Source organism: Caballeronia terrestris (genome assembly GCF_001544515.1).
Classification (GTDB): domain Bacteria; phylum Pseudomonadota; class Gammaproteobacteria; order Burkholderiales; family Burkholderiaceae; genus Caballeronia; species Caballeronia terrestris.
The window spans coordinates 16,364-31,461 of the sequence record NZ_FCOL02000057.1 but is presented as its reverse complement, the minus strand read 5'-3'; the positions used below and the strand labels follow the sequence as shown (position 1 = coordinate 31,461).

Below are 15,098 nucleotides of genomic sequence, written 5' to 3'. Positions count from 1 at the left end.
GCTTCTAGCTCACGGCTGGTTGGAGCAGTGGACACTCAATACGCGTGCCGGTTCGACTCCGGCCTCGGCACCCGCGACGAGCAGCGGCTAATTCGGGCGTCGACAGCAGATCTGACCAGATTTTTCTGAACTTTGCTTCGATACGCGCATGGCGAGAACCAAGCGAAAAACCAGCCGCCCGGGGGCCAACAGAAAACAGCTGAGCAAGTCATTGCTGCTGCCGATGGCGGCGCAATCGGCGCGCGACATGTCACTCGCCCATCATCTTGCGCTGGCTGCTTGTCGAGGCGACAGCGGCAACCGGCATCAGATCAACGAGTTGGTCCGTTCGGTGTACATGGCCCACTATCTTCAGCGCATGGGGTTTGGTGATGTGCCGTTTGAGTATTACGAACACGCTGAAGCGGCGTTCGAAAACGCCCTCGCCGTCGCAGCGAAATGTGCCAAGTGGGTGATCAGCGAGCAAGACGCGCCCGTGATCGAACGCTTGCTTGCGCTACATGACCAGCAATTGAGCGAGGCGCCGATGCACCGAGTCGTGGAAGCCGAAAAACAACTACGCCAATTCCTGGCCGGCACCGGTGCGTCGCCGTTAGTTCGCCCGAAATCGGATTAACGGTCGGTCGCCCTTTCAATGAACGCATTCACTTTTCAGCCATGCCGCGCGCCAAACGTGTGAGCGCCGCGCCAGCCTTGTGCTGAAGACGCGTCCCAAGCGCGGCGCGCTGGTGCGCTACGGCGACCGAATTGCGGAGGTGCTGGGTGAGGCACGGGGCGAGCGCGTCATGATCCGCTCGCTGCACGCAGATGGTGTCGAGCGGCGCAGCGCGGTGAAGTGGAGAAATCTGAGATTGCTCGACGATCAATTGTTCTAGCGTGAGCCGGCGGGTATCAGCCGAATTCATCGCTACCGCCTGCGACTCGCGCAGGCGGAGATCGGTTGAACGCCCTACTGGTTCACTGCGTCCTTGAACGCTTTCCCCGCGGCGAACTTGACGGTCTTCGACGCGGCGATCTGAAGTGCCTCGCCGGTCTTCGGGTTGCGACCCGTTCGTGCGGCACGTGCGCCCGTGCTGAAAGACCCGAACCCGGTCAGTTGAACCGGGTCGCCCTTGACCACCGCGTTCGTCACGGTGCCGAGAAATGCGTCGATCGTTTCAGCTGCGGCGGATTTCGCGATGCCTACTTCGCTTGCCACTGCATCGATGAGTTCCTGCTTGTTCATGTTTGTGCTCTCCATTTAAGCGAACTGACAGCCTGTATGCGTGCCAGCCCGGAGGATACCGCACCGGACATGCGCCGTTGGGGCGTGCATTGTCTGTATCACGGCGGCAGCGCCCTGCTCCTCCGTTGGAGTTGACTGACAGCTACTAGCCGCCGTTTTCCGAATAGTATTGCGCCGCGGCATCGAGCATGCGTTGTCGATGGCAAACCTCGAGAAACGCCCCCGGTTTCGCGAGCAGATGTAGGCTCTTCGATCATCAATCGATGACAGAGCATGAAGCGCATCAAAACAAGCGTCCACCAGCGCGCCGACCGAAATTATCACCGAATCGACGACAAGCTAGGTCGAGGGTTGGTGACACCTTCGCGGATACGACGCACATCAAGATCCCCGACGGTCTAACCGCGAGCAGGTGCTCTTCCTCGGCGACATCTTTCCGACCGGATGGCAGGCCGCGGTCAACTTCGACATCGAGCCGACTGATACGGTGGCCATCTGGGGCGCAGGCCCGGTCGGGTAGATGGCGATCCGCAGCGCGATCCTGCTCGGCGAAAGCAAGTAGTTTTGATCGACCGAGTGTCCCGAGCGGCTTGCGATGGCGAGCGCAGCCGAGGCGATCACAATCAACTTCGACGATCAGAGCGTGCTCGACCGGCTAAAAGAACTAACCGGTGGCAAGGGGCTGGAAAATATATCGAAGCGGTCGGCATGGAGTCGCACGCGACCCGCTGTTTCGATGCGATGTACGACCGCGCAAAACAAGCGGTGATGCTCGAAACCGACCGTAGCGCCAGACTTCTTTGCGCGCGCGATAGGCAAATGAGAGACATGGCCGGCTGTTGAACTCGCGAGGATGCGTCGGCAGGCCGCAGCGCTTGAGATAGGCCGGTGAAGCGACAACAACCTGTGAGACGGGGCACAGGCGTTTTGCAACCAGTGAGGAATCCGGCAGTGCAGCGATTTTCAAAGCCGCGTCGAATCCTTATGCGACGATGTCAATCGTCGCATCGGAGAGATGCAGGTCAACGATATCTCGGGATATGCTCGAAAAAATGCGGGGAGCAATGGCGCAACCCACCTTAGGCCGTTCAAGCAAGCGCGCCGGAATATGCGGATGTTTGCCAAGCCCCACGCTCACTTACTAAGCTTCGCCGAGGCGTAGGACGGACAGCCGGAATAGGTAAAAATGCTCCAAGCCGTCGCGCAACGTGTGGCCTTGTTCGTCTGGCATAAGGGGACGCGCTTGGAATCGTCGACCAGCATTACCAGATTTTCCATAGCGCATGGATTCGTCGCCGCGTCGCGCTAACGCTCGACTTCGACTCGGTCGGAATGGAGACCGATCTCGTTGGCAATCTGCTCAACTTCTTGCGGCGACTTATAGGCGCCAAGAACGATTTCTTCGAAACCCATAAGAAGCCGCCCGATACCATTGCCTTTCAGGCGAACGGGTGATGCGCAGTGTGCTGAGGTCTTCTTCCATCACTCGTGTCCCTGAAAACGGTCTGCTTCGTTGGATCTACCGGCGGGCGGCGCTATCAGCCGCGCGGCCCACATCCACGCATTAGCCCATTGTCTGGAGCGCGCCATCTTTTCTGAGGTCTCGGCGGTGATGAAGCGCTCAATCGCCGAAATCATCCGATACCGGGCGTACGCTTTGATCTGATCAGGGGTTTTCATAGACCTCCGCGGCGGCACAAAGAAAGCCCGCCGAAGCGGGCTCAAACACTCTCTATCAAACGCCCGCCCCCTCTTGCGGGACGCTACGTCTTAACGGCAAAAAGAAGGCCCGCTCAATCGGCAGCACCGGCGACAGTGCCGACCGCTGCGGCGCCGGCCCGAACCGGTGACGTCGGCGACAGTGCTGAGTCGGTAATCCACGCTCGTGGGGATCCCTCGAATCGGACCGGGCCAACGGATCAAAAGTCCGCTTCTTTACCTACTGAGCTAACGACCGGGTCTACCGCACTACAATAAAATTCACAGTGCCAGCCAACACTACTGGCAACGCTAGCCAATATCGATCGTGCGGCTCGCGGACCGCGGCGGCTCCTGTTTTGGCACGGTCAATGTAAGCACGCCCTTGTCAAACTTCGCGAGAGCATGGTCGGGATCGGCGTCATCCGGCATTGGGATGGTGCGCGTGAAGGCCCCATATGCGCGCTCAAGCCGATAGCAGCCGTCCTCCTCGCTGTGCACATCCTGCTTTTTCTCGCCACGCAACACCAGCGCCCCATCCTCAACGCTGACCGTCAGATCGTCCCGCTCCATGCCTGGCAGCTCGACGCTCACCCGCAGTATCTTCCCCTCGTCGACCACGTCGATGCGCGGTTGGAAACGCGATGAGCTGAAGTCGCCAAACCATCGGTCGAGCGCCCCGCGGGCTGCCAATGGATCATGAAAAAATTCTTCCATTGCACGCAACGGATCGCGTGAGAAGAATCGCTGAATGTCAGGCCACGCACCACGCCACTGTTCGCTGGCCGGCGAACCTTGCGGACTGTCCGCGTCTGGCTTGCGTCCTGAACCGCGGAGAAATTTAAAAGGGTTCCACTTTTTCAGGTCAGGGTTCATCTTATGCTCCTCGAAGATGTAGCAGGAGACCGGGCTCTCACTGCAACGTTTCTACTGACGTCCCTGGACGCACGCCCCAAGCGGCCGCCGGCGCCTGGTGTCAGCGCGCGAATTCACCATTTGCCGGTAGCCTGACGGCCTTGCAGTGGGGCGTCTCGCTGCGCCTTAGCCGCGTCACCCCTAAACGTTGCGAACGCCGTTGCCAGCCGGCCCGCAGGTGCGCATCACGCTCGATCATGACCAGCGCGATGTATCCAATGAGTAGGGGCCGGTCCGCTTGCCAACCGCGGCACCGACACGCCTCGAACTGCTGATCATGTGTCGGCGCCGCCATTGCGCACGCGGCTGCTGGTCTTCCGGGCTCAGTTCGTCTGGACCTCGATCCGTCGCGGCCGTGCTTCGTCACGACGCGGAATCGTCAGCTTCAGCACACCCTCCTGCAGGTTTGCATCGATCTTTGACGTGTCAAAGTCTGGACTGAGGGAGAATGCCCGCGCAAAATGCGGTTCACGGATCTCGGCGTGCTGCAGCCGCAGACCGGCGGGTGTCGGCACGACCGCTTTGGCCTCGATGTAGAGATTGCCGTCGTGTACCTTGACATCGAGTTGGTCCTTTGTGACGCCCGGCAGGTCCGCCCACAACGTGATGCCCTGACTATCCTCGAATACGTCGACGGCCGGTGTAAGCGTCATCCGTCTTGCAGGCCGATCGCCGTCGCGTCGTGCTACCGCTTCCTGGTCGCGTTCAGCAACCTGTGTCCTGTCGCTCATGGCTTGCTCCTCGAATAAGTGGCATTACTGGACGGTGATGGCCTGCGGCTTCGACGCTTCGCGCTTGCCGACGGTAATCGACAGGCAGCCATTGGCGTAGCGCGCCTGCACCTTGTCGGGATCGGCGTTCTGCGGCAGTTCGATCACGCGGCGGAACGCACCGGTGAAGCGCTCCTGCGCATAGGTGCGGATGTCGTCGCGGGTCGGGTTATTGGGAGTGGCACCACTGGCCTCCGGCCGGGCTGACTTGCGTTCGCCGGCGATCGTCAGCAACCCCTTGTCGATCGACACGTCTAGTTCAGCGGCGCTAACGCCCGGCGCGAACGCGACTATCTCGATCGAGTCGTCGGTCGCACCGATATTGACTTGCGGGAAGGCGCCGGAGCGGCCGGATCGGATGCTGGACGGAAACCCGCGGAACAGGCTCGCCATCTCGCGCTGTAGACGGTCAACCTCGCTAAACAGGTCGGTTCCGGAATAGAGTTCACTCATGGTCGTAAACCTCCTTGAATGCAGCATGGAGGCGAACGGGCCTACGCGCTCCAGTCCGCCTGCCAGGCCGCTGGCAAACAAATCGAAACACGCAGCGCGCCTGATAACACCAGCGCGGCTGCCTGAGCGAAATTTAAGATAGGAACTACGGTGCAAGTTTCAAGGGAAAGTGGTGAAATTTTCGGTCTTGAAAACCGTCTGCTGGCCCCTATTGTCGCAATGAGGACACGGGCAAATGGAGGAAACTATGGAATTCGATTCGGACTGGCTCACTTTGGGCAAACATCGCGTCCGGCTGCGCTCCAGCAGGGGCTTTCCGACAGAAATGATGCGTAGCGTGGCGGAGGTCGTGAGGCTCGCGATCGACAACAACATGAGTGCACGCGCGCGGCTGGTCGAGATCCTCTTCGAACAGGAACGGACCGACGAGATCGCTGTCGGCACGACCTTGGTGGAAGACAGCGTTTGTGCGCCGCAACTAGAAGCGGAAATCGCGGTGGTGCTCCTGCCGGAGCAGGTGAACATCATCGTGACGGCGGTCGATCAAAACGAAGTTGACCTGCACGTCGGCGTCTACGAGCGCATGCTCGCCGAGAAACTGGGCGTTGTACCACCGATCCAGTGATCGTCGTTGTCGCACCAAGCCCCTTTAATAGCGCGATCGTTCAATCTTTCTTTACGCTAGCTTCGGAATTCTGACGCGGTATCCAAATGCTCCGCCCGGTCGCTTGATGCAGGTCTGGTAGGAAGCGTGAAGTAGAAGGCGGCGCCGGCGTGTACATTGTTCTCGGCCCAGATGCGCCCGCCGTGCATATTGACGATCGAGCGGCTGATCGACAGACCAAGCCCGAGCCCGTCGCGCTTCGACGTAAAGAACGGAGTAAAAAGCTTCTCGACGATATCGTCCGCGAGACCGGGCCCGCGATCGCGCACCGCGACGCGCACCGAGCCATCGTCATCCACCGACGCCTCGATCACGACTTCCCGATCGGGCACGCTGTGCGACTCCATCGCGTCGAACGCATTGAGCAGCAGATTCAGCACGACCTGCTGCAACTGCACGCAGTCGCCATGAACCGGCGGCAACGCGGGATCGAGGTTCAGAAAGACGCGCACACCGCGCACGACTGCATCGCTATGCAGCAGCAGCACGACGTCGCCGATCACATCCGCGAGGCTCAGCGGCGCGGCTTCCAGTTCGCCCTTCTTCAAGAGCGCGCGAATCCTTCGGATGACCTCGCTTGCGCGTCGATTGTCCGCGACGAGATCGTGGAAAATCTCGCGCACTTCGTCGAGATCGATCGGATCCATCGCCATGAAGCGCTGCGCGGCCTGCGCGTTGCTGAGGATCGCCGTGAGCGGCTGGTTCAGCTCGTGCGCAAGGGAACCCGCAAGTTCGCCGAGCGTCGAGACGCGCGTGAGATGCGCGAGCTCCTGCCGGTTGCGCTGCAGTTCGTGTCGCTCGGTCCGGTCGATGACGACCGTGAGCATCAGCGCTTCACTATGCGACGTCAAAGGATTAATCGTGATCTCGGCGGGGAATTCGGAGCCTCCCTTGCGTCGTGCGAATACATCGCGCGAACCGCCCACGGCATGGAGTGCGTGACCGGAAGCCGTATCGATCTGCAACGCTGCTTGGGCACCGTTGCGCAAACCCGGCACGAGCATGTCGGCGGATGCGCCGGTCAGGTCGTCGCGGCTGTAGCCGAAGAGCTTTTCCGATGCAGCATTGGCCAGCACGATTTCGCCATCCTTGTTCGTGACGAGGATTGCGAACGGCAACGGCTCGAGCGTATGGCGAAACGCATCGTCGTCGCGCGGTAGTTGCTCCGCGCTGCCGCCGCAGTCAGCGGCGCGGGCCTGGGTTCGTCGCCGTCGAGGCGCGCCCCAAACCGCCCCGTGTATTGCAAGAGCCACGCGGCAGACAGCATCCGATAGGCTCAAATACACTTCTTATCTCCGCCCTTCTGCTTTTCACGGAGTCGTGCAGAGAGATGTCGTGCCTGGTCGAGTGCCAAGGTCGAGACCTGCGTACGCAATGCCGACGCTTTGTTTTGCGGGCCTGACAAGCGAGAAAAGACGACTCCAGCATGAACCATGGTCATGGTGTCACTCCTGGTCGATGTCCGCACATCGGAACTCTATCGCTATCGCTACGGGCTGGCCCCATGAGGCGATGCGGTTCAAGTATCCTTGCGGTAACTCCTACCGACTAAAGGCCTTAGTTTCTTAGCAAATCCAGATAGTAACGCTCTGCGCCGTCGAGCGTGCCTCACTACGAACCGCCTCCCGCCATTGTCGGTCGGCCAGCGCAGCATTTGAACGAAAATAACGCGAGCGTGACACGCGTAATGAGATTCCCTTACTCGGATACGTACTGTCTAAGCAATCCTTTGAGCCTTGTGCGATGGGCCGCTGCCTTGCCGTGGCGATCCAGTCGTGTGACAACCCGCCATTTAATTGTAGTAAGACGTCCTCGATCGTGCGGTGTTCAACCGGCGCGGAATGCTCTCTCTACCTCTAGCCAAAGCCGGCGAGCATAGCCGGTGGTAGGTGATACGTAACGCGATCCTGCCTTCAGGTCCGCTCCGTCGCGCCTCGAAATGTCGGTCACGTCGCCGAGTCGCCGGTTACTGTCCGGAGCGGCCGGCTTCGTTCGTCCGACATACGTAGAACCGATAACCAGCGATCGTTCTCATAGCCCCCGCAGCATGCGTCACAGTCGCTGGACGGCCATAAGGTACGCTCGTGTCGCCTCGGTCAGTTGCATTGCCGCTGAACGCACTGGCGCTGGCAGTTCGTTCAATGCCAGCTGCGTGTCTTGTGCCCCAAGGCGCCTGCGCAATTCCGTGACCAGATCCATCACGCTCGCTTCGCCCAGGCGCCGCCGGTTGCTCTGCCGGGAGCTCAAGGGTGAGCAGTCCACTAGCCGATCCAGCTTTCTGAAGTGGGCTTCTGCCGCCGCCCGATGCCTCGCGTACAGCGCGCTGATGTTCGACTTTGAAAGACAGTCCCTCACAACATCCGGCGCCATGCCGAAATGAAGCCGAAGCGCATCGGGAGCGTCTGCCTTGTGGAAACACGCAACCTGTTCAAGCAATGTCTCGCCTGCGGCGTCAATCAAGTCGACCCATAGCTCGCCATCCTCGAGATCTTGACCGTGCCGATTGATCGACCGCTCATCCTCGTTAGCTTGGGCAAGCAACCGATGTCCCTCAACGCCATCGACCGACATTTCAAAGACTTCCACCAACTCGCCGTTTACAGCGACCTGCATTACTAGTAACGGCATTGCGCCACCTAAGTGCCCCGAATGACCGAAGCGAGAAATGAAAACCGCATTCCTACTTTTTCTGGATAAACCAAATCAAGCGAACGAAGCAAGGTCAGCCTGCATCAATATCACAACGTCGCCCGAAACGGGTGACTATCAGCCACGGCTATCTACCCAGTCGCGCGTTCAGGTGGTGGCATGCCGGCCAGGCATAAGTTCTCAGAGTGCACACCGGCGCCACAAGGGCACCTCCGGATCCGTTCTCCGGTGTCTGCTCCGTACGCCCTGAGCAGGCCTGGAACGGCAAGATTTACTGAGCCTGGAAATCGACTAGCTGACGCCAATATTCATCTTCTCGCCCTTCGGGACTTCCTTCTTGCTGCCACAGAACATAAGCCCGCTCGCGAAGGTGTTCATCAAGCGCGCGATGCCAGTACTCTTCCGCGCGTCCCTCAGGACGTCCATCTTTCTCCCAGAGCAGGTAAGCGCGGTCCCGAACAGCCTGCTCTAAACCAAGTTTTGTTTCCGAAGTCTTTTCAAGTTCATCGCCATAGGGAGCCATCTGCCCGCCCCGACTCGTATGCATCCTGGCCGTCAGCGTGCCGAGTTCAGCGTCAGGCACAAGCCGACCTTGCGCTGCCGCTTCGAGCGCTTTGGCTTGGTAGTCGGAGTCCTCGGCTGCATTGCCCAGCTCGCCCAGCGTAATCGGGTAGGTGTGCAGTACCGAACCGCGACTATCTAATACGTCAACCAATCGTTCCGTCATGACTATCTTCCATGTTTGTCGTGGGTCCAGGGGTCGTAACTACCCGTAGGCGAATAAGCGGCGATTACGATTCAGTTTCTCGTGCCAGTTGTCACTAACCGAGCAATTTTCATGCTTAGTCCAGAAGGTTTTGGCGAAATAGGATGGATCTAGAGCCCACGCTTTAGCGGGTGCGCCGCCTGAAAGATCACTTCCGGCGCTTTTCTGCCCTACAGTAAAAGGAAGATTTGCTGCCGTCTGCCCACGCGGTGAGACCACCTTGACGAAGTAAGATTTGACGATCAAGGCTGGTGTTTATGCCAAGACGGCGATAGTTCCGAATGAGTGTCGATTCGCGTCGATTCCAGCAAGTCGTTCGCTACTTCTTTTATGATGCAAGGCAGATTTTCCACTTCACGGATACAGGCTACTTCGACACCGAAGCTGCGGCCAGCGAGCGCCGGACGCATGGGCGCACGTCAGGCTGAAATCGAACTTTTGAGACGCAAATGACGAAACACCTTTATACCTACGCACAGGTCACCGAAACGGCCCAGAAGGAAATACGCAGTTTAATGGCGGAGGCCCGCAGCGAAGCGACACTGGACGAGAAGTTCCGCAAGCAACACTATGCGACCGGCGTCTACTTGGGATGGCGCGCGATCGCCGGCCTCGACTATGATCTCGTTGATGCGGAACGCCTCAGCGCCATGCTCACTACAGTGAGTTGAATGAGCCGTGCTGATCCAAGCGGACCGATGCGGCAACGAGGCAAAGCGCTCGACATGGTGACGTCTGGCGTGTGCCGGGTGTGCCGGGTGTGCGTGGTGACATGGTGATCGGCGAGGAGAAATCTACGGCGCTCAATCGCAACCAATATTGCCGGCTTCCAGACCTCAGACGTCGGCGATCCGCAGCCACTCCCGCCCCTCCATGACGCAGCCTTGTCATGAATGGGGGCCGCTTGGCTCCGTCTGACGAGATTGAATTTGTGGATGGCATTGCTTACTCGCAGTCGCGGCGGTGCCGGTCGACTTCGCAAAAGAGTCTGATCGTGACCGATGAGAGGGAAACGGATCTACGTGGTTCCGAAGACGAAAAATTGACCTATGCCGAGATCACCGCCTCGGCCGAAAAATAGATCTTCCGAATAATCGCGTGCGTTGCGCTTGGGGCGCCGAGAACCGCATAGAAGTTTCCTAGTTGGGCCAACGGCACGTTTGTCGGCTGGAACGAGTTGACGAGCGACCCGGCAGGCCGACGGCGATAACGAGCGGCTCGAAGCCCTTTCAGACCCCGATAGAAAGTACCAACTTCCTAATATTGAGTTTGTCGACGCGATGCGCTGATTTCTTAGACAACATAGTGCATGGCAGTTCCAATCATTGCATTCGTTGGCTTTCTGGCTAAGATGTTATCGCTCAGAAAAACGCGCCCTTCAGATTTTCCCGACGCGAGCGCTGACAAAGGCGAGCCTCGCCCAGGCATAGGCTTCGGTGCTTAGCTGGGCGGGGTTGCAACCTGAGTAGGCGCAAAAGTGGTTGAAGTCGTCGAGCGCCGTGTGCCCGCGCTCGTTGGAAGGGACTTTCCCCGTCTGAACAAGATTTAGGAGAATTGCATCTGGTTCGCCGTAGCATATGATCATCAAAGCCTCCATTATTGGAGCTTTGAAGCGAGCAATCCGAGTTCCCGCGCGCGGCGCCTTCCATTATTATCGGCATCGCATGGGAGCCGTATTTCCGGGTGACAGCCCAGTATGTAAAAATGGAGGAATTGCAATGGCTCTTTCTGTTGATCTGCTCGGTTTTCCGGGAGACCGTGGCGGGGTGGTAGTGAATTACAATTCCATCGGAGAGTGTTCGGACGCAAAAGACGTTGCGTCCCAAATCGCTGCCGCACTTGAAGCACGCGTATGAGGCGCACAGCGACGACGCGAACGCCAAGCGGGATGGGCTACCATCAGGGAATCAATCAAACCGAGTTAGCGCTCTGGGCACCCGCCTCGATCCTTATATCCATGAGCATGACACCGCGGAAGAAGCTCAAGCCTTGGACCATGCGTTGCGCGAGCCTGTCGAGCGGGCGCGCAACAGCACGAAGCCGCGCGTCCCTCACGATCTGACATGAAAGAGGGCGGAGCGCTCCTCGGCGCGCAGCGCGTAAAGAAGGCGGGGAAACGCGATTGACGCCTTTGCTGATCATCTGGACTGACTAATCGCGCGAAATCAAGGGCATTGAGATCGTGGACTTCGCCCACGTCAAAAGCTTTACCCGCCCGGGTCAGCCTACTTCGTTGATCATCGCCCGCACGAAGCTTTCCGCTTCCACCCTGCCCATGTTGCCAGCTTTGAAGCTGGCTATGCACTCTGTGTGCGGCCTTGCTTTGAATGACCGCCTAACCGGACGGTCGTGTCAAAGTTCAGGCTGGCGGCGTGGCGCGCACCTGCGCCACTATGACCGTATTTCCCGGGTCGATCCAGGGTGTGGAAGAGCAAGCGCTTGGCACACGCGGAGGCCGCCCGGCGTAACTGAATTGGGCAACGTGACGATAAACTCAGCTCCGTTTCAATACCGGGGCTGAAGGTCGACCGCGTGCCCTAACCGATCACGTCCGCGGCGGCGTCAACGAGCGAAACGCACTATTCTTCGGCGGCGACGCAAGCATACGCTCTGGCGGTTTCGCCCTACAGCGCTGCCGCTACAACGTTGAGTCGGACGGCATCCGGGTGGGCGTCATCATTTGCGATCTGGAGTTCAGCTCCTCGCGCGTCCTCCTCGGCGCTCATCTGATTAACTGCATCGACGACCTCTTTTGCCAGTGCGTAATGCACCATATGGCCGGAATCGGGGGCGACGACCAGAGTACTGCTTGGCAGCTCCTGATGCAGGCGAGTGGAATGCGACTTGGGGTCAACGATTTTGTCACCGGCGCCAGCAAAGATAGCCACCGGCATGTCAAACTTTGCATACTCAGTACGGAAACGTGCGGCGGCTGGGATCATAAACGCCGCGTCCTCAGCCTCCGCCCGAATCTGTAGAGGCCGCAGGATCATTTCCCTAGGCATGACGTCGAAGAAGTCCGCAGGCATGGGTCGCGGGGCGAACATCGCTTCGACGGTTCGTTTCAGCAACACACGGCCGGTCAAAGGCGACACGGTGTACCGCATCGCATCGCCCAGCAAGGGCAGCGCAGCGGGAGCTGTCAAGGCAACGTCCAAACGTGCTGTCGGATAGTAGTAACCCGAAATAAGCACCAGGCCTCGCACGTCGGTGGGAAAGTCCACCGCCATGCCCATTGCGACCAAGGTGCCCCAGGAGTGTCCGAGCACGACAGGTTGCTCAACGCCAATCTGCGCGAGCGCTTGTTGGATCAGCGCCGCCTGAGCTTGTGCCGTCCAAAGGCGATCCCTCGGCCGTTCGCTGTATCCAAACCCAGGGCGATCAAACGCAATCACCCGGTGACGCTCCGACAACCGATCAATCAGGCCACTGCAGATAAAGTCCTGAAGCAGTACCGTGTTGCCGTGCAGAAGCACGACAGGAGGTCCTTTCCCCTGATCGACGTAATGCAGGCGCACACCATCGACGTCCGTAAAGCACCCGATAGGCGGGTGATCGCGTTCGGCTCTTGTTTTCCGATGTCGGACCCAAAGTGCGGTTGCGACAGCGGCGGTCGCAACTGCGGCAAGCGCACCAACGGTGCCTGGGAAAGCACCAGGTTTCTTAAAAGAGCGGGTCATAGTTTCTCATGGAATTCAAAAATTAAATTACGGGTCGCCGGGTGTACAACGCGAGCATTGACTTCCTACGACGGTATCGAGAACCTCTGGGCCTCGCGATGAGAATCTGTTGAGGCGCAACGTTCATGCCGCCCGCCAAGGACGCGCTATGTACGAGCGTGCTCGTAGGCAAAAAATGAAGTAAGGCTTGGGGGTAAGAGGCGGCAGCAATTTTGCCCACCTCAAAGCGCAGAATCCGGTTAACGTTCCAAGACGGCCTTCAATTCTCGAGCTTCGAACCATCACAGTTTCAGCACGACTTTTATGCAACCGTCTTCCTTATCGCGGAATGTCTTGTACATCGCGGGGCCCTCTTCGAGCGGGACGGTATGCGTAATCACGAACGACGGATCGATCTGGCCTTCCTGGATGCGGTTGAGCAAATCGTCGGTCCACCGGCTGACGTGCGTCTGGCCCATCTTCCACGTGAGACCCTTGTTCATCGACGCACCGAACGGAATCTTGTCGATCAGGCCGCCGTAGACACCCGGGACGGACAGTGTCCCCGCCGGCCGGCAGACGTAGATCATCTCGCGTAGCACATGCGGACGGTCGGTTTCGAGCATCACAGCCTGCTTCACGCGGTCGAACATCGCGTCGACGGACCGGGTCGCGTGGGATTCCATGCCGACCGCATCGATACATTTTTCCGGGCCCTTGCCGTCGGTCAGGTCCTTCAGGCGGTCGAGCACGCTCTCTTCGTCGAAGTTAATCGTGATTGCGCCGGCCGCGCGCGCCATCGCAAGCCGTTCGGGAACGCGTTCGATTACGACCACCTGCTTGGCGCCGAGCAGCCAAACGTGCCGCCGCCGATCGATCGCATTCGATCCAGCCGAACTTCCCGCAAGGCAAGCTGCCGGGCGTGCCCGAGTTCACGAACGTGTACTACAACATGTCGTCGGGCAACGACGCACGCGGGCCGTGGAACGAAGGCTCCGACTGGGTGTTCGTCGAGGATCCGCAGCCGGCAGTCGATGGTGGCGACGGCCTTGCGACGGTCGCGTAGAGCGCATTAATTCTGTCAATCCAGATTGGTCGCCGCACAACCGGTTACCCGGTTGAATTGACGATATTGTTTCCAGTCTGAACGAAATAATCCCCGCAATCCGCATCCCGATGATAAAACCTATCAGACTTGCGAACTAAACTGATGATGATACGTACGCAGGGCATCGCCTGACAAGAATCCGCGCGGATGTCGCTTTGCGACCCCTCAACCGACACTCAGCAACGCCCGATATAAACGTCCGGTTTCCGGATGGAGCGGCCGATTACAATGTGCTGTGCTTCCACGACCTGAACAGATCCAGTAGCGTCCTCACCTGGCGGCCCAAGGTCACCTTCCGGCGCCACACCGCGCCCACGTCCATTGTCGGCACCGCCACGCTCAGGTCCCTGCGGCTGATGCGATTGCCTTCCAGCGACCACGGCCGATAGACGAGATCAGAAAGTATGGTCACGCCCTCGCCCAACGCGACGAGACTGCGCACCGCCTCGATCGACGTACTCTGCATGCGCACGCGCGGCGTGACGCCGTACTTCCCCCAGTAACGTGCGACCGTCTGCACGTGCTCGTCCATGTCGAGCAGAAGATAGTTTTCCTGCGCAACGTCCTCGAGCGTCACGCGCTGCGTTTCGAGTAGCGGATGATCGGGCGGCGTCCACAACCGGCGCGGGGAGCGGATCATGGTTTCGCACTTCAGGTCGTCGTGCAGCGCGGTGTTGGAGACGAGCAGCAGCGCCATGTCCAGTTCGCCGTCGAGCAACTGGCGTTCGATGGTTTCGCGCTCACGCTCGATGACCGCCACCTGCAGATTGCGGAAGCGGCGCGTGACGGTCGACATCAACGACGGCAATAGATAGGCGGATATCGTTTCCGTCATGCCGATACACACTCGCCCCGAGATCTGCTCCGGCACTTCCTGCGCCGCGAGCACCGCCTCTTGCACCGACTGTCGCGCCTGCTGCACGTGCCGCATGAAGCGCACGCCCGCATCGGTGAGCCGCACGCCTTTGGCATGCCGAGACAGAAGCGGCAAGCCCACCGCGTCCTCGAGGTTTTGCAGCGCGATGGTCATCGACGACTGCGAAACGTTGCACAGATTCGACGAATGCGAAATCTGCCCGGTATCGGCGACGGATAAAAAGTACTCGATCTGACGCAGGGTGATCTGGCGCGGCATACGCAAACGCCCGAAATGTGAGGTATTGAAAAATACTATATTGCCAGATCAAAAAT

General features: G+C 59.2%; 15 protein-coding genes and 4 pseudogenes. 6 read left to right on the top strand and 13 right to left on the bottom strand.

The window, feature by feature from the left end; translation table 11 throughout:
- Positions 1 to 148 precede the first annotated feature (148 nt).
- Positions 149 to 616, top strand: a complete 468-nt coding sequence (locus AWB67_RS28390) for a hypothetical protein (protein WP_235025365.1) — start codon at positions 149 to 151, stop codon at positions 614 to 616.
- Between the two features lie 28 nt (positions 617 to 644).
- On the opposite strand, the gene AWB67_RS40945 is transcribed toward AWB67_RS28390, so the two are convergent.
- Both AWB67_RS40945 and AWB67_RS28380 read right to left on the bottom strand, forming a co-directional pair.
- Entirely contained in the window at positions 645 to 905 is a 261-nt protein-coding gene (locus AWB67_RS40945; protein WP_159964963.1) for a hypothetical protein, read from the bottom strand.
- Positions 906 to 949: 44 nt separating this feature from the next.
- Positions 950 to 1,225, bottom strand: a complete 276-nt coding sequence (locus tag AWB67_RS28380; RefSeq protein ID WP_087659526.1) for an HU family DNA-binding protein — start codon at positions 1,223 to 1,225, stop codon at positions 950 to 952.
- A gap of 362 nt (positions 1,226 to 1,587) precedes the next feature.
- On the opposite strand from AWB67_RS28380, the pseudogene AWB67_RS42070 reads away from it, so the two are divergent.
- Positions 1,588 to 2,011: pseudogene (locus AWB67_RS42070) on the top strand (zinc-binding dehydrogenase); the annotation flags it as partial.
- Here the strand turns inward: AWB67_RS42070 and AWB67_RS42065 are convergent.
- The 5 genes and pseudogenes from AWB67_RS42065 to AWB67_RS28350 form a co-directional block, all read right to left on the bottom strand.
- Positions 2,010 to 2,311 (bottom strand): annotated as a pseudogene (locus AWB67_RS42065) (LysR substrate-binding domain-containing protein); the annotation flags it as partial. The pseudogenes AWB67_RS42070 and AWB67_RS42065 overlap by 2 nt on opposite strands.
- A 396-nt stretch (positions 2,312 to 2,707) precedes the next feature.
- A complete protein-coding gene (locus tag AWB67_RS28365; RefSeq protein ID WP_087659525.1) occupies positions 2,708 to 2,905 on the bottom strand; it encodes a hypothetical protein in 198 nt (65 codons plus the stop codon).
- Between the two features lie 330 nt (positions 2,906 to 3,235).
- Entirely contained in the window at positions 3,236 to 3,799 is a 564-nt protein-coding gene (locus tag AWB67_RS28360) for an Hsp20/alpha crystallin family protein (RefSeq protein ID WP_087659524.1), read from the bottom strand.
- Between the two features lie 362 nt (positions 3,800 to 4,161).
- The gene (locus tag AWB67_RS28355; protein WP_087659523.1) at positions 4,162 to 4,569 is read right to left on the bottom strand and encodes an Hsp20/alpha crystallin family protein; all 408 of its coding nucleotides are present in this window, start codon (positions 4,567 to 4,569) and stop codon (positions 4,162 to 4,164) included.
- A 24-nt stretch (positions 4,570 to 4,593) separates the two neighbouring features.
- The gene (locus tag AWB67_RS28350; RefSeq protein ID WP_087659522.1) at positions 4,594 to 5,061 is read right to left on the bottom strand and encodes an Hsp20/alpha crystallin family protein; all 468 of its coding nucleotides are present in this window, start codon (positions 5,059 to 5,061) and stop codon (positions 4,594 to 4,596) included.
- 247 nt (positions 5,062 to 5,308) lie between these two features.
- On the opposite strand from AWB67_RS28350, the gene AWB67_RS28345 reads away from it, so the two are divergent.
- Positions 5,309 to 5,686: a hypothetical protein gene (locus AWB67_RS28345; protein WP_087659521.1), complete on the top strand. Its 378-nt coding sequence runs from the start codon at positions 5,309 to 5,311 to the stop codon at positions 5,684 to 5,686.
- Between the two features lie 56 nt (positions 5,687 to 5,742).
- Here the strand turns inward: AWB67_RS28345 and AWB67_RS28340 are convergent, their stop codons facing one another.
- The 3 genes from AWB67_RS28340 to AWB67_RS28330 all read right to left on the bottom strand — a co-directional run bounded on the left by AWB67_RS28340 (position 5,743) and on the right by AWB67_RS28330 (position 9,101).
- Positions 5,743 to 6,978 (bottom strand): two-component system sensor histidine kinase NtrB, encoded by a 1,236-nt coding sequence (locus AWB67_RS28340; RefSeq protein WP_268808111.1) that lies wholly within the window; start codon positions 6,976 to 6,978, stop codon positions 5,743 to 5,745.
- A gap of 799 nt (positions 6,979 to 7,777) precedes the next feature.
- Positions 7,778 to 8,353, bottom strand: coding sequence for a hypothetical protein (locus tag AWB67_RS28335; protein ID WP_125477707.1), 576 nt, complete (start codon positions 8,351 to 8,353; stop codon positions 7,778 to 7,780).
- Between the two features lie 292 nt (positions 8,354 to 8,645).
- Positions 8,646 to 9,101 carry a DUF2934 domain-containing protein gene (locus AWB67_RS28330; protein ID WP_087659518.1) on the bottom strand — a complete coding sequence of 152 codons (456 nt, stop codon included), beginning with the start codon at positions 9,099 to 9,101 and terminating at the stop codon, positions 8,646 to 8,648.
- A gap of 488 nt (positions 9,102 to 9,589) precedes the next feature.
- Here AWB67_RS28330 and AWB67_RS28325 point away from each other — a divergent pair, with 488 nt between their 5' ends.
- Both AWB67_RS28325 and AWB67_RS40935 read left to right on the top strand, forming a co-directional pair.
- Complete coding sequence (locus AWB67_RS28325) at positions 9,590 to 9,811, top strand: hypothetical protein (RefSeq protein WP_087659517.1); 222 nt, start codon at positions 9,590 to 9,592, stop codon at positions 9,809 to 9,811.
- A 906-nt stretch (positions 9,812 to 10,717) separates the two neighbouring features.
- Positions 10,718 to 10,996, top strand: coding sequence for a hypothetical protein (locus AWB67_RS40935; RefSeq protein ID WP_159964960.1), 279 nt, complete (start codon positions 10,718 to 10,720; stop codon positions 10,994 to 10,996).
- Between the two features lie 768 nt (positions 10,997 to 11,764).
- Here AWB67_RS40935 and AWB67_RS28310 read toward each other — a convergent pair.
- On the bottom strand, positions 11,765 to 12,616 hold the full coding sequence (locus AWB67_RS28310) for an alpha/beta fold hydrolase (protein ID WP_235025363.1): 852 nt from the start codon (positions 12,614 to 12,616) through the stop codon (positions 11,765 to 11,767).
- Positions 12,617 to 13,101: 485 nt separating this feature from the next.
- A pseudogene (locus tag AWB67_RS28305) lies at positions 13,102 to 13,665 on the bottom strand (zinc-binding dehydrogenase); the annotation flags it as partial.
- 14 nt (positions 13,666 to 13,679) lie between these two features.
- On the opposite strand from AWB67_RS28305, the pseudogene AWB67_RS28300 reads away from it, so the two are divergent.
- Positions 13,680 to 13,859, top strand: a pseudogene (locus AWB67_RS28300) (manganese catalase family protein); the annotation flags it as partial.
- Between the two features lie 271 nt (positions 13,860 to 14,130).
- Here the strand turns inward: AWB67_RS28300 and AWB67_RS28295 are convergent.
- Positions 14,131 to 15,042, bottom strand: a complete 912-nt coding sequence (locus AWB67_RS28295; protein WP_087659513.1) for a LysR family transcriptional regulator — start codon at positions 15,040 to 15,042, stop codon at positions 14,131 to 14,133.
- Positions 15,043 to 15,098: the final 56 nt, after the last annotated feature.